Annotated in this window: 12 protein-coding genes and 1 pseudogene; all 13 read left to right on the top strand. The window is 47.0% G+C overall.

The window, feature by feature from the left end; genetic code table 11:
* Positions 1–141 precede the first annotated feature (141 nt).
* The 13 genes and pseudogenes from HMPREF9624_RS06190 (at position 142) to HMPREF9624_RS06135 (ending at position 15,928) form a co-directional block, all read left to right on the top strand.
* The gene (locus HMPREF9624_RS06190; protein ID WP_009537007.1) at positions 142–1,230 is read left to right on the top strand and encodes an HD-GYP domain-containing protein; all 1,089 of its coding nucleotides are present in this window, start codon (positions 142–144) and stop codon (positions 1,228–1,230) included.
* Between the two features lie 187 nt (positions 1,231–1,417).
* Complete coding sequence (locus HMPREF9624_RS06185) at positions 1,418–3,319, top strand: energy-coupling factor transporter ATPase (RefSeq protein WP_009537006.1); 1,902 nt, start codon at positions 1,418–1,420, stop codon at positions 3,317–3,319.
* The gene (locus HMPREF9624_RS06180; protein WP_009537005.1) at positions 3,312–4,118 is read left to right on the top strand and encodes an energy-coupling factor transporter transmembrane component T family protein; all 807 of its coding nucleotides are present in this window, start codon (positions 3,312–3,314) and stop codon (positions 4,116–4,118) included. The genes HMPREF9624_RS06185 and HMPREF9624_RS06180 overlap by 8 nt, the downstream gene beginning before the upstream one ends.
* 181 nt (positions 4,119–4,299) lie before the next feature.
* The gene (truA, locus tag HMPREF9624_RS06175) at positions 4,300–5,061 is read left to right on the top strand and encodes a tRNA pseudouridine(38-40) synthase TruA (protein ID WP_009537004.1); all 762 of its coding nucleotides are present in this window, start codon (positions 4,300–4,302) and stop codon (positions 5,059–5,061) included.
* A gap of 82 nt (positions 5,062–5,143) precedes the next feature.
* Positions 5,144–5,986 (top strand): hypothetical protein, encoded by an 843-nt coding sequence (locus tag HMPREF9624_RS06170; RefSeq protein ID WP_009537003.1) that lies wholly within the window; start codon positions 5,144–5,146, stop codon positions 5,984–5,986.
* 4 nt (positions 5,987–5,990) lie between these two features.
* The gene (locus HMPREF9624_RS06165) at positions 5,991–8,174 is read left to right on the top strand and encodes a thiamine pyrophosphate-binding protein (protein WP_009537002.1); all 2,184 of its coding nucleotides are present in this window, start codon (positions 5,991–5,993) and stop codon (positions 8,172–8,174) included.
* A complete protein-coding gene (locus tag HMPREF9624_RS06160) occupies positions 8,175–9,356 on the top strand; it encodes an NAD-dependent epimerase/dehydratase family protein (RefSeq protein WP_009537001.1) in 1,182 nt (393 codons plus the stop codon).
* Positions 9,357–9,374: 18 nt separating this feature from the next.
* Positions 9,375–10,604 (top strand): class I SAM-dependent methyltransferase, encoded by a 1,230-nt coding sequence (locus HMPREF9624_RS06155; RefSeq protein ID WP_009537000.1) that lies wholly within the window; start codon positions 9,375–9,377, stop codon positions 10,602–10,604.
* Positions 10,605–10,760: 156 nt separating this feature from the next.
* Positions 10,761–11,966 (top strand): alcohol dehydrogenase catalytic domain-containing protein, encoded by a 1,206-nt coding sequence (locus HMPREF9624_RS06150; RefSeq protein WP_009536999.1) that lies wholly within the window; start codon positions 10,761–10,763, stop codon positions 11,964–11,966.
* A 15-nt stretch (positions 11,967–11,981) separates the two neighbouring features.
* Positions 11,982–13,076, top strand: coding sequence for a glycosyltransferase family 2 protein (locus HMPREF9624_RS06145; protein WP_009536998.1), 1,095 nt, complete (start codon positions 11,982–11,984; stop codon positions 13,074–13,076).
* A 6-nt stretch (positions 13,077–13,082) separates the two neighbouring features.
* On the top strand, positions 13,083–15,470 hold the full coding sequence (locus tag HMPREF9624_RS06140) for a glycosyltransferase family 2 protein (RefSeq protein WP_009536997.1): 2,388 nt from the start codon (positions 13,083–13,085) through the stop codon (positions 15,468–15,470).
* Between the two features lie 37 nt (positions 15,471–15,507).
* Positions 15,508–15,594, top strand: a pseudogene (locus tag HMPREF9624_RS12290) (toxin HicA); the annotation flags it as partial.
* The gene (locus HMPREF9624_RS06135) at positions 15,578–15,928 is read left to right on the top strand and encodes a type II toxin-antitoxin system HicB family antitoxin (RefSeq protein ID WP_009428403.1); all 351 of its coding nucleotides are present in this window, start codon (positions 15,578–15,580) and stop codon (positions 15,926–15,928) included. The pseudogene HMPREF9624_RS12290 and the gene HMPREF9624_RS06135, both read left to right, overlap by 17 nt.
* Positions 15,929–15,958: the final 30 nt, after the last annotated feature.

Below are 15,958 nucleotides of genomic sequence, written 5' to 3'. Positions count from 1 at the left end.
CTTTTTTAAGTCGATGAAAGGCTTATAAAAATTGAAATTATAGACGATAGGAAGGTAACTGTGTTTTTGGAAGAAAATGTCCGTTTTACGCATGGCGAAATTTAAACAAGGGAAGAGCAATGCCGCAGGGATAGGGAGAAGATGGAAGAAAAAATATTTGTCCAAAGAGAGAAAATAGAAGTAGGGATGCAACTCGGAGAAAGCATCAAAGACTCCATGGGAAGAGTAATGATCGAAAATGGGGTTTATTTGGATGAGTATCAGATTCGCTATATTAAAGAGAAAATGTATCCGGGAATTTACACCTATCGCTTTGTGGATGATAAAGCAGTTCCGATTCCGGAGGCTACTAAGAAAATTATCCGCCAGCATAGAAAACCCGATAGAGCAAAGATTCAGCTTTCTGCACAAGTAAAGCAACAGTTGGAAGAAAGGATGAACCACATCTTTGAGCATACGGAAGATGAGGATTTTACTTCGAATTCGTTGGATATTTTCGGGGAGTTGGAATCGGCAATTTTTAAAAATGACGCGGTGGCAATTGACGTCAATATGATTAAAATCAGCGATGAATATACCTTCAAGCATAGCGTGGATGTCGCAGCAATTTCCATGATGATTGGCAGAGAATACGGGATGGCCAAGGAGGAAATCCATCATCTCGGTATTACCGGTCTTTTGCACGATGTGGGAAAAGCAAAAATTCCAAATGAAATTTTGAATAAGCCGGGGAAGTTGACCGATGAAGAGTTTGAAACGATAAAGAATCACAGCCTTTATGGGTATGAAATCTTGAAGGAGAAGAATAATTTTTCCGCTTTGATTTTAGACGGTGTTTTACATCATCATGAGAAAATGAACGGATTGGGCTATCCGGATAAATTGCTGGGGAAGGATATTTCCCTCTTTTCCAGAATCCTGTCTGTGGCGGACATTTTTGACGCGTTGGTGACGAAGCGTCCTTATAAAGGACCGATTAGCGGACGCGAAGCGATGGAAATGATTTTGGCTCTTGGATCCGAGCTGGATAACACGGTTATTCAGAGCTTCATAGAAAGCGTCATTCTTTATCCGGTGGATTCTATCGTGGAACTTTCTAACGGAGAAATGGCTAAAGTTGTAGAAAACAACAAACGTTATCCTACCCGCCCTAAGGTCGTAGAGATTCAGACGGGAAAGATTTATAATTTAAGTGAGGATCATTCCTGTAATAATATCGTGGTTTTATAAAAAGAATGCGTATTGCGGTTTTTTAAGAATAAGGCTTAGCGGAAACGGGATATTGCACACTCTGTGATAAGAATAAAAAAGGTTCCTTTACCCTTTCAGGGCGGAGGAGCCTTTTCTCTTGTTATGCACCCCTATCTATTGTAAAATGTTGCAAGAGTAAAGAAGGTTTAGAGAGCAGGAGTGTGCTTTGGAAAATATTGTTGTAAAAGATGTGTCCTATCAATACACGAGGCGAAATGAAAATGATGAGGTGATTGAAACCTTGTCTGCTCTTTCCGCACTCAATTTTTCGATAGAGGCGGGGAGCTTCGTTTGCATTTTGGGACATAACGGATCCGGAAAATCGACTCTGGCTAAGCTTTTCAATGCCTTGCAGCTTCCAACAGAGGGTACGATTCTGGTCTCCGGAATGGACAGTCGGGAGGAAAAGAACATTTTCCCGATAAGAAGAGAAGTGGGAATGGTCTTTCAGAATCCGGACAATCAGATTATTGCGTCCGTTGTGGAAGAGGATGTCGGCTTCGGGCCGGAAAATATCGGGCTTCCCACCGATGAAATCTGGCAAAGGGTAAACAACGCTCTCTCCGCAGTGCATATGGAGGCCTATAGACTAAAGTCTCCGAACCACTTGTCCGGCGGACAGAAGCAGCGTGTAGCGATTGCAGGAACTCTTGCTATGGAGCCGAAGACCATTGTGCTCGATGAGCCGACCGCCATGCTGGATCCGAGTGGAAGAAAAGAGGTTTTGGAATCGGTTTTGGAGCTGAAGCGGAAGAAGGGCATCAGCATTATTTTGATTACACACTATATGGAGGAGGCGGTCGATGCGGACCGGATTCTCCTTATGGACAGCGGAAAACTCGTTATGGACGGAAGTCCCCGTGAGGTTTTCCAAAATGTGGAGCGCTTAAAGGAATATCGCATGGATGTGCCGCTTATTACGGAGCTCGCGCACAAGTTGCAAAAAAAGGGTTTTCCGATAGAGAAGACCATTCTAAAAAAAGAGGAGCTGGAGGAAGAGCTTTTTAAGCTAAAGGAAGAAGGATTTTCTCTGCAAGAAAACTTTACGGCGCCGGAGCTCCCGGGCTTGTCGGAACTTTCTTCCGAGAAGCCTGAGGCAGGCGACTATATTGTGGAAGTCAATCATCTTTCCGCGATTTTTCAGGAGGGCACGGCTATGGAAAGCTTTGCCTTAAAGGATTTAAGTATGAAAATACGGCGGGGAAGTCTCACCGCGGTAATCGGGCACACCGGCTCGGGAAAGTCTACACTGGTGCAGCACTTGAATGGGCTCATTAAGGCGAAGTCGGGAGAGATTTTTGTTTCCTTCCGGGAGAATCCACCCCTCGTGAAGAGTGGGAAATCCTTCCTCTTTTTCAAGGGGAAGAAGACGGTCATAGAAAAAAAAGGAAGACTTTCCCTTTCGGAGGAAGGTTTTGATTATCGTGCGCTCCGCTTTAAGGTAGGGCTTGTTTTCCAGTACCCGGAGTATCAGCTTTTTGAGGAAACGGTCCTCGCGGATGTGATGTTCGGCCCCCTAAATCAGGGAAAGACGAGAGAAGATGCGGAAGCGCTTGCGAAAGATGCCTTGGCGAGTCTCGGAATCGGAGAAGAGCTCTATGCAAAATCTCCTTTTGAACTTTCCGGAGGGCAGAAGAGGAAGGTCGCCATTGCGGGCGTACTTGCTATGGGACCGGAGCTTCTTATTTTGGATGAGCCGACAGCAGGATTGGACCCTGCCGGGAGAGATGAACTTTTTGAAGAGATTGCGGGACTTCGAAAAAACTATGCAATGACCATTCTTCTTGTTTCCCACTCCATGGATGATGTGGCGCGTTACGCGGACGAGGTTTTGGTTTTGCATCAGGGAGAGCTAAAGCTGGAAGGCACGGTAGAGGAAGTATTTTCTAAGAAGGAAGAGCTGGAAAGTATGGGACTTGGACTTCCGCAGATTCGCGCACTTCTTTTCGACTTGAAGAAAAATGGTTTAGATATGCAACTTGGAAATACCGTTTCGGAGGCGGTGCATGCCCTTTCAGCCTACTTTTCCGGAGATTATTCCGAGGGAAAGGGGGTAAGTCATGCTTAGAGAAATTACCTTAGGGCAGTATTATCCTGTAAACTCTTTTATTCATAGACTTGATTCGAGAGTAAAGCTTGCCGGTACCTTCTTGTTTTTAATTGCCCTATTTATTGTGAATTCCTGGACTGCCTACGCGGTGCTTGCCCTTGTGCTTTTCGGCTTTATTCTTTTATCGAAGGTGCCCTTCTCCTTTATGGTGAGAGGCTTAAAGAGCGTGCTGTTCTTGCTGTTACTCTCCGTGAGCTTTAATCTCTTTCTCACACCGGGAGAAGAATTATTTCGATTTTTTTTCTTGAAAATGACCAAGGAAGGCCTGCAAATTGCAAGCATGATGGCGATTCGTCTTGTGATGCTGGTGCTTTCCAGTTCCATTTTAACCTTAACGACTACGCCGAATGCGCTGACAGACGGTATGGAAAAGGGACTTGGAATCTTCAAGCTCTTCCATTTTCCGGTACATGAAATTGCGATGATGATGTCTATTGCTCTCCGCTTTATCCCGATTTTAGTGGAAGAGACGGATAAGATAATGAAGGCGCAGATGGCAAGAGGCGCGGACTTTGAGAGCGGAAGCATCTTCGATAGGGCAAAGGCTATGGTGCCTATCCTTGTCCCCCTCTTTGTCTCCGCTTTCCGAAGAGCCTATGACCTTGCGATGGCTATGGAGGCGCGCTGCTATCAGGGAGGAGAGGGCAGGACCAAGATGAAGCCTCTCCACTATACCAAGGCGGATTACCTTTCCTATCTTGTCCTTTTTCTGATTTTAGGGATGGCTATCGGAAGTCGATTTATCAGCCTTCCCTAGGTAAAATACGATGATAAAGGGTTTCGTGCATTCTTTATTTAAGGAGAGTAGGAGAGTTGTAAGACCGGGTCCGGTTTCCAAAGCTGTAATTAGTGTAAAAGCCTATCCCTTAAAGTTGAAAAATACGAGATTAGATAATTAGCAATAAAAAAAGAAAGAGAATATAAGAAAGAGGTGCGTCTTGCATCGTTTTGTATTGAAACTGGCCTATGAGGGCACAAATTATCATGGATTTCAGAGGCAAGAGGAGCTTCGGACGGTCTCGGGAGAGGTAGAGGAAGTGCTTTCGCGTCTTTTTCCGGGAGAGTGCCAAAACTTTATCGGGGCGAGTCGGACAGACCAAGGAGTCCATGCTCTGGGAAATATTCTTTCCTTCGATACGGAAGCGGAGCGGAATCCCGAAAACTATGAGAGAGCATTAAACAGCTATCTTCCGGAAGATATTCGTGTTCTTTCCGCTTGGAAAAAGACGGAGGATTTTCACCCTCGTTTTACGACACATACGAAGGAATATCGCTACAGTATAGACAGGGCGCGAGTGGAAAATCCGCTCTTTCAAAGACTGTACTACCATTATACCTTTCCGCTTGATTTGGTGAAGATTCGGGAGGGAATCGAAATTTTAAAAGGAGAGCACAACTTCACTTCCTTTGCGAACCCCAAGGCGCAGACCCTGTTACAGGGAGGCTCTGCAGTGCGCTGTATCACGGATTTTCGCTTGGAAGAAGAGGGGGAGTATCTGCATTTTACCGTAAAGGGAAACGGTTTTCTCTATCACATGATTCGCATCCTTTGCGGAACCCTCTTGGAAGTCGGGAGAGGAAGGATTTCGCCCTCTGCACTTTCCGAGATACTTGCCGGAAGAGACAGGCGCCTTGCCGGGCCGACAGCTCCCGCAAAGGGGCTTTGTCTACTGTATTTAGACTATGGAGATGCTTTGTAAGCGAAAATTCGCTTTTTCCTAGGGAAATATAAGCTATAATGGGTTGCAGACAGGCTTTTTGAAATTTGGAAAGGAGCCATAGATGGAGGAAGACCGGGAAGAGATGGGGAGAGAATCGGAGATTATCTTTTTGGATTTACAAGGAGGCTATCGGGAGCTTTCCCTTACAGAAGGGATACGAGTAGAGAGCTGTTCTTCAAATAGTTTCAGGGAAGCCTTAAAGAAAGAAAAGTTTTCTCCCTATGGGTTGCATTTTTTCGATTCTGCAGACTATCATTTTCTGACAAAATATTTTTTAGACGGTCTTTCAGAGGAATTTCTGCTCCTCCTATTTGACCATCAGGCGGATTTAAAGAGAGGAGAGGGAGAAGAACTCAGCCATCGCTCCTGGCTTAGGGAAGTCATGGTGTCCGTCCCGCATTGTAAGGGGATACTTCTTCTGGGAACACCGGAAAAGGAAAAGGCGGAGATCAATGATGCTCTTATGAGTTTAAGCGACGAGTATCGTCCGAGGCGGGAGTCGCATTTAAAGGATGCGAGAGCGGAAAAGATGGATTTGAATAGGGAGAAGGAAGCCTTTCGAGATCCCATTTTAAATACCAGCCTGTACTGTTTTACGGATGGAGATTTTCAGAGCGGAAGAGTAAAGACACATTTGCCGAGGCTCTTAAAGATGCTTAATCTACCTCTTTACTGCTCCATGGACAAGAAAATTTTAGGAGAACGCTTTACGGAAAAGGAATTTGATGAGGGCATTTCCTATGTTTTGGAAGCTGGGGTAAAGATACTCGGAATGGACATTTTCGAAGATGGGAATATAAAAAAGCAAAGCGAAGAAGAGAAGAATGCTCGACTGTTTAACGAAAAATTAATCAGCAATTATCATATCAATCACCATGGCTTATTTTTAGAGAGGAAGGATTAGGAAAATGAAGAAAAGACTAGCGGATTACATTGCGGAAAAACTGGTGGAAGCGGGGATTTGCCGCTCCTTCTCCGTTGTAGGCGGAGGCGCAATGCACTTAAATGATGCGCTTGGGCACAATAAGGGAATTCAAACCCTCTACCAGCATCATGAGCAGGCCTGTGCTATGGCGGCTGAAAGCTATGCCAGAATCCACAATGTTCCGGCCCTCCTTTGTGTGACCTCCGGTCCCGGCGGAACGAATACGATTACCGGTGTTTTGGGAGCATACCTGGACTCCCTTCCCATGATTGTCCTATCCGGACAGGTGCGACATGACAATACCGCCCGCTGGTCGGGAAGAGCGCTTCGTGCCATGGGAGATCAGGAGTTTGATATCCTGCAGTCCGTATCCTGCATGTGCAAATACAGCGAGATGCTGATTGACCCGTATCGCGTGCGCTATGCGATAGAAAAAGCGATTTACCTAAGCCAGACCGGTCGTCCCGGTCCCTGTTGGCTGGATATTCCGGTGGATGTACAAGGCTGCACCATTGAAACTGAGGATTTACTGGGCTTTGATGTTTCCGATTTTGAAAATGGAGGAGACGGCTGGGAAAAGAGAGCCGTGGAGAACAAGCATCCGGAGTTTGCAACTGCGCTCCGAAAGTATTTTTCGGATGAGGAAGAAAAGAAGGCCCTCCATGCACTGTATGCGAAAAAAGAGAATCCGCATGTTTTAGCCGAGGACTTAGGAGGACAGGAAGACCACGGCTTTACTTGCTGGGAGGACTTCCTTCCCCTCGCAAAACAGGTTTTAGAGAAAATTAGAGAAAGTAAGCGCCCCATTTTCTATACAGGAAACGGCATTCGCATTGCCGGAGCGGAGACGATGTTTCTGGAGCTCTCCGAAAAGCTAGGAATCCCCGTAGTGCTCGGCTGGAATGCGCCGGACATTTTCCCGACAAAGCACCCCTTAAATGCGGGACGCCCCGGAGGACGAGGGGACAGACCCGGAAACCTTGCCGTACAAAATGCAGACTGCATCTTAAGTATCGGATCGAGACTGAATATTCGGCAGGTTGGCTATGCCTTTCGTGACTGGGCACCCGAAGCCTATGTGATGCAGAACGATATTGATAAGGAAGAGATTGCAAAGCCCTCCGTGCACTGCGATTTACAGCTTCACGGCGACGCCAAGGCCTTGATTCGTGCACTGCTCGAGCTTTTAAAGGAAGAAAAGAGTCTTCCCCTCTTTAAGGGCGGAGAGGGCATTGTGCGTGCGGAAGCCCGGAAGTTCATTCGGGAAAAGGCGGCAAAGGCCGTTTTGGAAGAGGATAAGAGCGAGCGTCTTACTTGGCTTGATACCGTGCGCTTCTATCAGGCAAATTATCCCACAATTCTTCCGGAATATCGTTCGGAAGAGACTGCGGAGTGCAATGTCTATGCCTTAGTGGAGAAGCTTTCGGAAAGAGCGGAGGAAAATCAGATTACTGCGGTAGGGAACGGTTCTCCCTGTGTTGCCGGCGGACAGAGTTATATCATTAAAAAGGGCACCCGTTTTATCAGTCAGGACGGTGTAGCGTCCATGGGATACGGCCTTCCGGCGGGAATCGGCGCCTACTGTGCGGCGGTTGACTTTACAAAGGAAGAGGCGGAAAGGCTGAAGAAGACGCCGTATTGGCAGGGAAAGGAAGAAAGCTATCCGCCTTACCAAGAAAAGGATATCATTGTCCTAACCGGAGACGGCTCCATTCAGATGAACCTGCAGGAGCTGCAGACCATTATCCACCACAAGATGCCGCTGAAGATTTTTGTGGTAAATAACGGCGGGTATCATTCCATTCGTCAGACACAGAACAGCTTCTTCGGAAAGCCTTTGGTGGGAATCGGTGTGGACTCCGGCATGGAGGGAGAAGGTACGGACCTTTCTTTCCCAAGCTTAAAGAAGCTCGCGTATGCCTATGGCTACCCCTATGTTTCCATTCACAGCAATAAGGAGCTTTCCGAGGGAATCGAGAAAACTTTGACACAGGAGGGGCCGGTGCTTTGCGAAGTCTTTGTAAGCCTTACGCAGCAGTTCCTGCCCAAATCCAGTGCAAAGAGGGATAAGGACGGAAATCTTTTCAGCCCGCCCTTGCAGGATATGGATCCCTTCCTTCCGGATGAGGAAATGGAAATGCTCATGCTCTTAAAGAAGAGGCAGTAAATGCGGGTACTGATTAGCGGGATTACGAGTTTCCTCGGCATTAGTACGGGAAAAGCGCTTTTAAAAAAGGGACATGAAGTCTACGGGATTTTGCGTCCGGAGAGTCGGAATAAAGAAAGACTTAAGGGAGAGAAGGGAATTGAACTTCTCTCCCTTAACATGGAAAGCTTTCTTCTTTGGGAGAAAGAAAATGCAGGAGAAGCGGAATATAACAACAGTACTACGGAAGCCGGCATCACTACAGAAAGGAATGCTACTTCTGAAAACCTTAGTCCGGTTAGTCCGGCCTCTCTTAGCGAGCTCCACTTTGACACGGTTCTGCATTTTGCTTGGGACGGTGTAGGCTCTCTCGGGCGTTCGGATATTGCAACGCAGGAAAAGAATCTTCGCGTGAGCAAGGCCTTTTTTTCCTGGGCTAAGGCACATGGCATAAAACGCTTTTTCTTTGCGGGATCACAGGCGGAAATGGGGAGAGGCACAAGAGAAGATCCCCTTCCGGCAAGTCCCTACGGGGAGAAGAAACTCGCTTTTTCCGAATACGGCCTGAAAAACCACGGGGAGATGGAATTTATCGACCTTCGAATTTATTCTATCTACGGAAAAGGGGATCATGAAAGAAGTCTTGTAAAGACGCTTGTGAGAAACACCTTAAGAGGTACGGAAACGGAGCTCGGAAGTGGAAATAAAATTTGGAATTTCATGGCGGAGGAAGATTTCGGGCGTGCATTGGCCTTCCTTACGGATTTGGATATTCCGACGCGGAAGGAAGAAAGCAGAAATCAGAGAGGTAGTAAATCGGAGGGCGAAAACCCGGAAAGAGAGAATGCAGATTCGGAAATCGAGTATAAGGAGAAGCAGCTTGAGTCAGGATTGTTCGGGCAGGATAAAGACTGCGGTAGCTTTACGATAGACATCTGTAGCGGAAAAAGCCGTCTTCTTTCCGACTATATTAAAGAAATCGAGCAAATCGGCTTCTCCTTCCTTAAGAAAAAGGGGCTTAGATATAGCGAAGCAAGTCTCCTGCGCTTTGGCCTGCGCCCCCCCAATGTAGAGGGAGATTATGACTTTACGGCGCATACAAAAGAGCTTTCCGCGCTGGGATTTGAAGAGCAAATCAGCTTTTCTTCCGGAATAGAAGAGCTGTATGAATTTATTTATGAAACGGAATGTAATAAAGTATAAAGAAGAAAGGGGAAATCGATGGCAAACTGCATCGTCTGCGGAGAAAAGCTTTCCGAGCTTGCCGTTTTTCATAATATGCCTGCCTCTGCGCAGGATTTTCCGAGAAAAGAGGATTTGGAGCGGGAAAAGCCGGTGGATTTACCGCTTTGCCAATGTCTGCACTGCGGTCTGGTGCAGTTTGATACCGAGCCTGTTTCCTATTATAAGGATGTGATTCGTGCAGGAGGCGGAACAACAACCATGCGCCGTCTTCGAGAGGAAGAATACACAAAGCTTCTTTCCTATTTGCATAATAAAGGACAGAGGGAGCCCGTAATCTTGGAGCTTGGAAGCGGGCAGGGAGAGTTCCTTAAGATGTGGGAAGGCGTGGAATGCGGAGCGTTGACGCCCTATACTTTTGGTATAGAGCATAAGAAGAGCCTTGTGGAAAAGGGGAGGGCAGCAGGTCTTCCTCTCTATGAGGGATTCCCGGAAGAAGACTTTTCCTTAAAGGGACTTATTGCTCTTTCTCCGGACGGAAAACACGAAAAGGAAGTCGGAGAGGAAGTCGATGCCATGGTGCAGTTTAATTTCCTCGAGCACCAGAAGGACCCGAAGGGGATGCTGGACTACGCGTATACGCATCTTCGGGCGGGCGGCATTTTCCTCCTCACGGTACCGAGCTTTCATTATATTTTGGAAAATAAGAGCTACTATGAGCTGCTCCGTGACCATATCAGTAATTTCACGGAAGAGAGCCTGCAATACCTTTCTCAGGAAGCCGGTTTTTCTCTTCTCGAGAGTCGCGTAATCAATCGGGATACCATTGAGTTTGTTTTGCAAAAGGAAGCGAAGGAGAACTTAAGCATTTTCCGCTACAGCGGGCAGAAAATCGACATTTCTCCTCTTCTTGAAAATGAAAAGGAGATTCAAGAAGACGTAGAGGCTCATATTGCGAAGCTAAAGGAAAAGGGAGAAAAGATGGCTATATGGGGTGCGAGCCATCAGGGGCTCACCTTGCTTTCTACAACGGCGCTAAAGGATGCAGTTTCCTATATCATTGACTCTGCACCCTTTAAGCAGGGACTGTACAGTCCGGCTTCCCATGTATTGATTGTGCCGCCTAAGCATTTTCAGGAGGAGACGGTGGACGAAATTCTTATCGTGGCACCGGGCTATACGGACGAAATAGCCGGGATTATCAAGAGAGATTTTCAGCCCTGCCCGCGGATTTTGGCACTTAGGGGCGAAAGGATAACGGAGCTTTAGGATTGAAGGGAATCACCTATAGGAAAGCAATATTTTGGCAAAGCGTGAAGTTGTTTGCCACGAGGGTAGAATAGAGGCTAAGGCCTTTATAGAATGATAATCCATCATAATTCGGTGAGCTGCAAAGTATTTTACGAAAAAAGAAAGGAAGTCGCTGTGCGAGCATTTGTCTTAGAGGGAAGAGGAAAAGTGAAATGGATGGAAAAGGAGAAGCCGCGTTTAATAGAGGAACACGGTGTGCTCATCATGCCTCTTCTTCTTGCGCCTTGCACAAGTGATGTGCATACAATCTGGCAGGGCTCTCCGAAGAGAGAGAATCTCACTCTGGGGCATGAGTGCGTGGGGAAGATTATAGAGAAAGGCAGTGCGGTAAAGGATTTTTCCGTGGGAGAAATCGTGGCGATTTCCGCCATTACCCCGAACTGGGAGAGTGAAGAAGTTACGGAAAATGAGTCTCACGCAGGCTATCCCTTTTCCGCCCATTCCCTCGGAAAGTCCATAGACGGGGCTTTTCAGGAGTGTTTTTATTTGCCCCATGCGGATAAAAACTGCGGAAAAATTCCGGAGGGTCTTTCCTTAGAAGATGCGCTTCTCTGCACCGACGTTCTGCAAACCGGCTTTACGGCGGCGGAAGAAGGAAGAGTGGAGCCTGGAAATACGGTCTGTGTACTGGGAATCGGCGCCATCGGTCTTGCGGCAATCTTTGCGGCGCAGTACTTCGGAGCAAGTCGCATTTTTGTCGTGGGAAGCAGAGAAGAGAGTAAGAGCCTTGCTCTTAGTATGGGAACAAAGGATTGTCCGGTGGAGGTTTTGGACTATAGAGAGCTTAGAACGCCCCTTCCCGAAGGAAAGCATCCTCTGGCAAATTCCACCAATTCTTCTATTGTGAACGAGATTTGGAACAGGACTGCCGGAAAAGGGGTGGACCGGGTGCTTCTTTGCGGAGGAGACGAATATGCCCTATGTGAAGCTTCCGACATGGTAAAATACGGTGGCGGCGTGGTCAGCAATGTGGCTTATTTCGGGGCGGATGAGGACATTGTAACGGAAGAGCTTTCCGGAAGACCGCTTCGCTATCTAATTGATGGAGAAGAGAGAGAAAAGAAGGCGGTAGACGCCCTCTATTTACCGAAATTTTCCTTAGGAAAGGGTATGGCGGGAAAGAGCTTTGTCTTCTCCCTTTCCAAGGGCGGAAGAGCGCATCTTGAGAAAATCATGAAGATAGTCAAGGAACGGAATTTTCATCCGAGCGCATTTTTCACGAAAAGCTACCGCGGTATGGAAAATATAGAAGCGGCACTATATGATATGAAGAACAGAAAGGCCGTAAAAGTCTTGGTATATACCGATTTAGAAGGATAGAAAAGAGGTTGGAATTTGAAGAAAACCATCAGTATTGTCATTCCCTGCTATAACGAGGAGGAAAATGTCGTTCCCCTTGCGAATGCTCTTAGAACTTGCTTTCAGGAGAAACTTCAGAATTATAAATATGAGCTTCTCTTTATTGACAATGACTCGCAGGATAAGACGCGGGAGAACTTAAGAGCGCTTTGCAAGGAAGATAAGGGTATTAAGGCGATTTTTAATGCAAAGAATTTCGGCCAGTTTAATTCCCCCTACTACGGGATGCTGCAAAGCACGGGAGACGCGACCATTCTTATGGCGGCGGACTTTCAGGATCCGGTGGAAATGATTCCGAAGTTTGTGGAGGCCTGGGAGGAGGGCTACCGCATTGTGATCGGTGTGAAGACAGAGAGTAACGAGTCGAAGCTCATGTATGCGCTTCGAGGTATTTACTATAAGCTTATCCGGAAAATGTCCTCGGTGGATCAAATCAGCCAGTTTACGGGCTTTGGCCTATACGACAAAGGCTTTATTTCGGTGATGCAATCTTTGGACGATCCGACTCCCTTCCTGCGCGGTATTGTAGCGGAGCTTGGTTACAGAAGAAAGGATATCCCCTACACCCAGCCGAAGCGCCGGGCAGGAGTGACCCACAACAATTTCTATACCTTATACGATGCGGCTATGCTGAGCTTTACCAGCTATACCAAGGTGGGTCTTCGCTTAGCGGTATTTTTTGGCGGGATCTTTGCGGGAATCAGCATGCTGGTGGGGCTTATTTACCTCATTATGAAGCTCATCTGGTGGGACCGCTTTCCCGCAGGGATGGCCCCCATGCTGATAGGAATGCTATTCCTCGGCTCTGTGCAAATCTTTTTTATCGGACTTTTGGGAGAGTATATTTTATCCATTAACCAAAGGGTCATGAAGAGACCGCTCGTGGTGGAGGAAGAGAGACTGAACTTTTCGAGCGAATCGCCGGAAAGGAACTCTTCGGGACAGCCGGAGCAGGCTGCCGGCGACAGCAGTATTTCAGAGCAGGCAAGCGGTGCTCCGGAAGAAGCAATAGGCGAAGACAGTTCTTCGAAACAGCCGGTACAGAATGAAAGTACCGCGGAAGAGGTGTAAGAGAAAATGAGAGCAAAGATTGATATTGCCTTAGTAAGAGAAGGAAAACTGCATATTCAGGGCTGGGCCTTCGGAAGAGATCCGGAGACTCCTGTGAAACTGTCCGTCCAGGGAAGACAGGGAGAAAAAAGAGAGTTTTCCTATGAGGAAGTGGAGCGGGAAACAGTAAATGAAGCCTATTTCCCGAAGTACGAGGAGGAAAACGGGAAGAAAATCAAGAGAAAGCTGGGCTTTTCTGTAGACACTCCCTACGAAATGGGAAAGGGCGAAAGGGTGGAGCTTTTGCTTCAGGTGGATCATCAGCTTCGTCGTTTTACCTTTGACGATAAAAAAATTGAGTCCTTTAACTCCCATGCCCACAAGAAGATGGAGAAGTTCCTGGCCCTCTTCCAATGGGAAACGGTGGAGGCGGTGAAGGACACCTTGAAAAAGGGCGGTTTTTCCGCTCTTTGGCATAAGAGTGTGCGAAAGCTAAAGAGTATTGAAGAGGAATACGACTATAACGAGTGGTATAAAAAGGAAAAGACCGGAGCGGAAGAGCTTTCGAGACAAAGGGCGGAAGTTTGGGAGAATCCTCTGCTTTTTTCCATTGTGATTCCGGTGTATCGTCCCAAGGAGGCTTTTTTACGAAGACTCTTAGACAGCATTTTGTCCCAGACCTACCCCCATTTTGAAATTTGCCTTGCGGATGCTTCCGAACTTTCCGAGGATTCCTTGGAAAATGGAGAAAAGTCCCCCCTTGCGGTCTTAAAGGAGTATCAGGAGAAGGACAGCAGAGTGCGTTTTACCGCCCTTCCCAAGAATCTGGGCATTTCCGGTAATACCAATGCTGCCATTGCCATGGCCAAGGGGGATTTCATCATTTTCTCCGACCATGATGATGAGCTTACCGAAGATGCTTTATATACCATTGCCAAAAGCATTAAGGAGCACCCCAAGGCTGAACTTCTCTATAGTGATGAGGACAAGATTGACTTTGCTTCCGCTTACTACTTTGAGCCCCACTTTAAGCCGGATTACAGCCCGGAGCTTCTCCGTAGTGTAAATTATTTCTGCCATCTTCTGATTGCGAAACGTTCCTTACTGGAGGCTGTAGCAAAGGATGGTGAGGCCGGAGAGAAGATTTACGAGCAGAAGGAATATGACGGTGCTCAGGACTATGATCTGATTTTGCGACTTTGTGAGGAGGCGGAAAGAAGGGAAAAGGCGGCAGGCCTCAGTGAAGAGGAGAAAAAGGCGCAGGAAGCGGCGCTCTTTACTTCTTCTACGATTATCCATATCAGGAAGGTGCTCTATCATTGGCGTTCTCATCAGCTTTCCACAGCCCAGAATCCGGAGGCAAAGCTCTATGCCTTTACTGCCGGAGAGCGGGCGGTTTTCGACCATGCGAAGCGTTTGGGACTTCCCATTGAAAAGGTGGAGCGGGGCATTACCTATGGCTATTATCATTGCCACTATGCCTTGGGGAAGAAGGAAGGGGAGCTTCCTCTTATTTCCGTGATTATTCCGAGTAAAGATCATAGCGAGGATTTGGATTTGGCGATTCGCTCCCTCTTTAGCGGAAGCTATCCCTATCTGGAAGTGATTGTGGTGGAGAACAATTCCGTAGAGGAAAAGACATTTGCCTACTATGAAAAGATTCAGGAGGAATTCCCGGCACGATACGGAGAATTCCATACTAAGGCGGTACGGGTGGTGCGCTGGGAGAGAGAGTTTAACTACTCCGCCATCAATAACTTCGGGGTAAGCTTTGCTCATGGGGAGTACCTGCTCTTTATGAACAATGACATTGAGTGCTTAAAGGCGGATTCTGTGGAGGAAATGCTTCAGTTTGTGCAGCAGGAGGAAGTGGGCATCTGCGGCGCAAGACTCCTGTATCCGGATAAAATGATTCAGCACGCCGGTGTGGTGATGGGCTTTGGTGGTATTGCCGGAGCCACCTTTATCGGTACCCATGAAACGGAAAACAGCTATATGCATAGGGCGGCCTGCATTCAAAACTATTCTGCTGTCACTGCCGCCGTTTTAATGACTAAGAAATCTCTCTTTGACAAGGTGGGCGGTTTCCGAGAAGAGCTTGCGGTAGCTTTTAATGATGTGGATTTTTGCTTGAAGATTCGTGCCCTTGGGAAGAGGGTGGTGTATACCCCCTATGCCCTTTTCACCCATTACGAGTCCAAGTCCAGAGGACTGGAGGATAATCCGGAGAAGGTAAAGCGCTTTAACGGGGAGATTGTCTGCCTGGCAAAGCATTGGCCGGAGATTTTGAGAAAGGGAGATCCCTACTATAACCCGGCACTGACCCTTAGGAAGTCAAACTTTACACTAAGAGACCTTTCCGTAGAGAAGGTGGGAGAGCCGTTTCCTTTGGAGATTTTGAAGGATATTGTGTAAATGAGGTTACGATGCTTCAGGTATTTCTTGCAATCTAAAGCACGAACCGATTAAGAAGGTATATGTAGAAATGGTGCGGCAGATTGTAGAAAGTGAGGCGAAAAATGATGAAGACGCTGAATGATTATTTGGCAATGTCTTATCGTATGGAAATTGTAGAAGATAAGGATGAAGGTGGATTCGTTGTTTCTTTTCCGGATTTACCCGGGTGTATTAGCTGTGGTGAGACTGTAGAAAGTGCAGTAGCGAATGCGATGGATGCAAAAAAAGAATGGCTTGCAGCAGCATTGGAAGAAGGTGTGAAGATTCATGAGCCGGATAGTCTGGAAGACTATTCCGGACAGTTTAAGTTGAGGATTCCCCGGAGCTTGCATCGATCCTTAGCGGTGCATTCTGAGAGGGAAGGAATTAGCATGAACCAGTATTGTGTATATCTGCTTTCTAAAAATGACGCCTAGTATAAAAGGTGAGTGGATATAGAAGGAAAG

It is taken from the genome of Oribacterium asaccharolyticum ACB7, assembly GCF_000238075.1.
Taxonomy (GTDB): Bacteria; Bacillota; Clostridia; order Lachnospirales; family Lachnospiraceae; genus Oribacterium; species Oribacterium asaccharolyticum.
The sequence above is the reverse complement of the archived record's forward strand: the minus strand, read 5'-3'. Positions and strand labels throughout refer to the sequence as shown.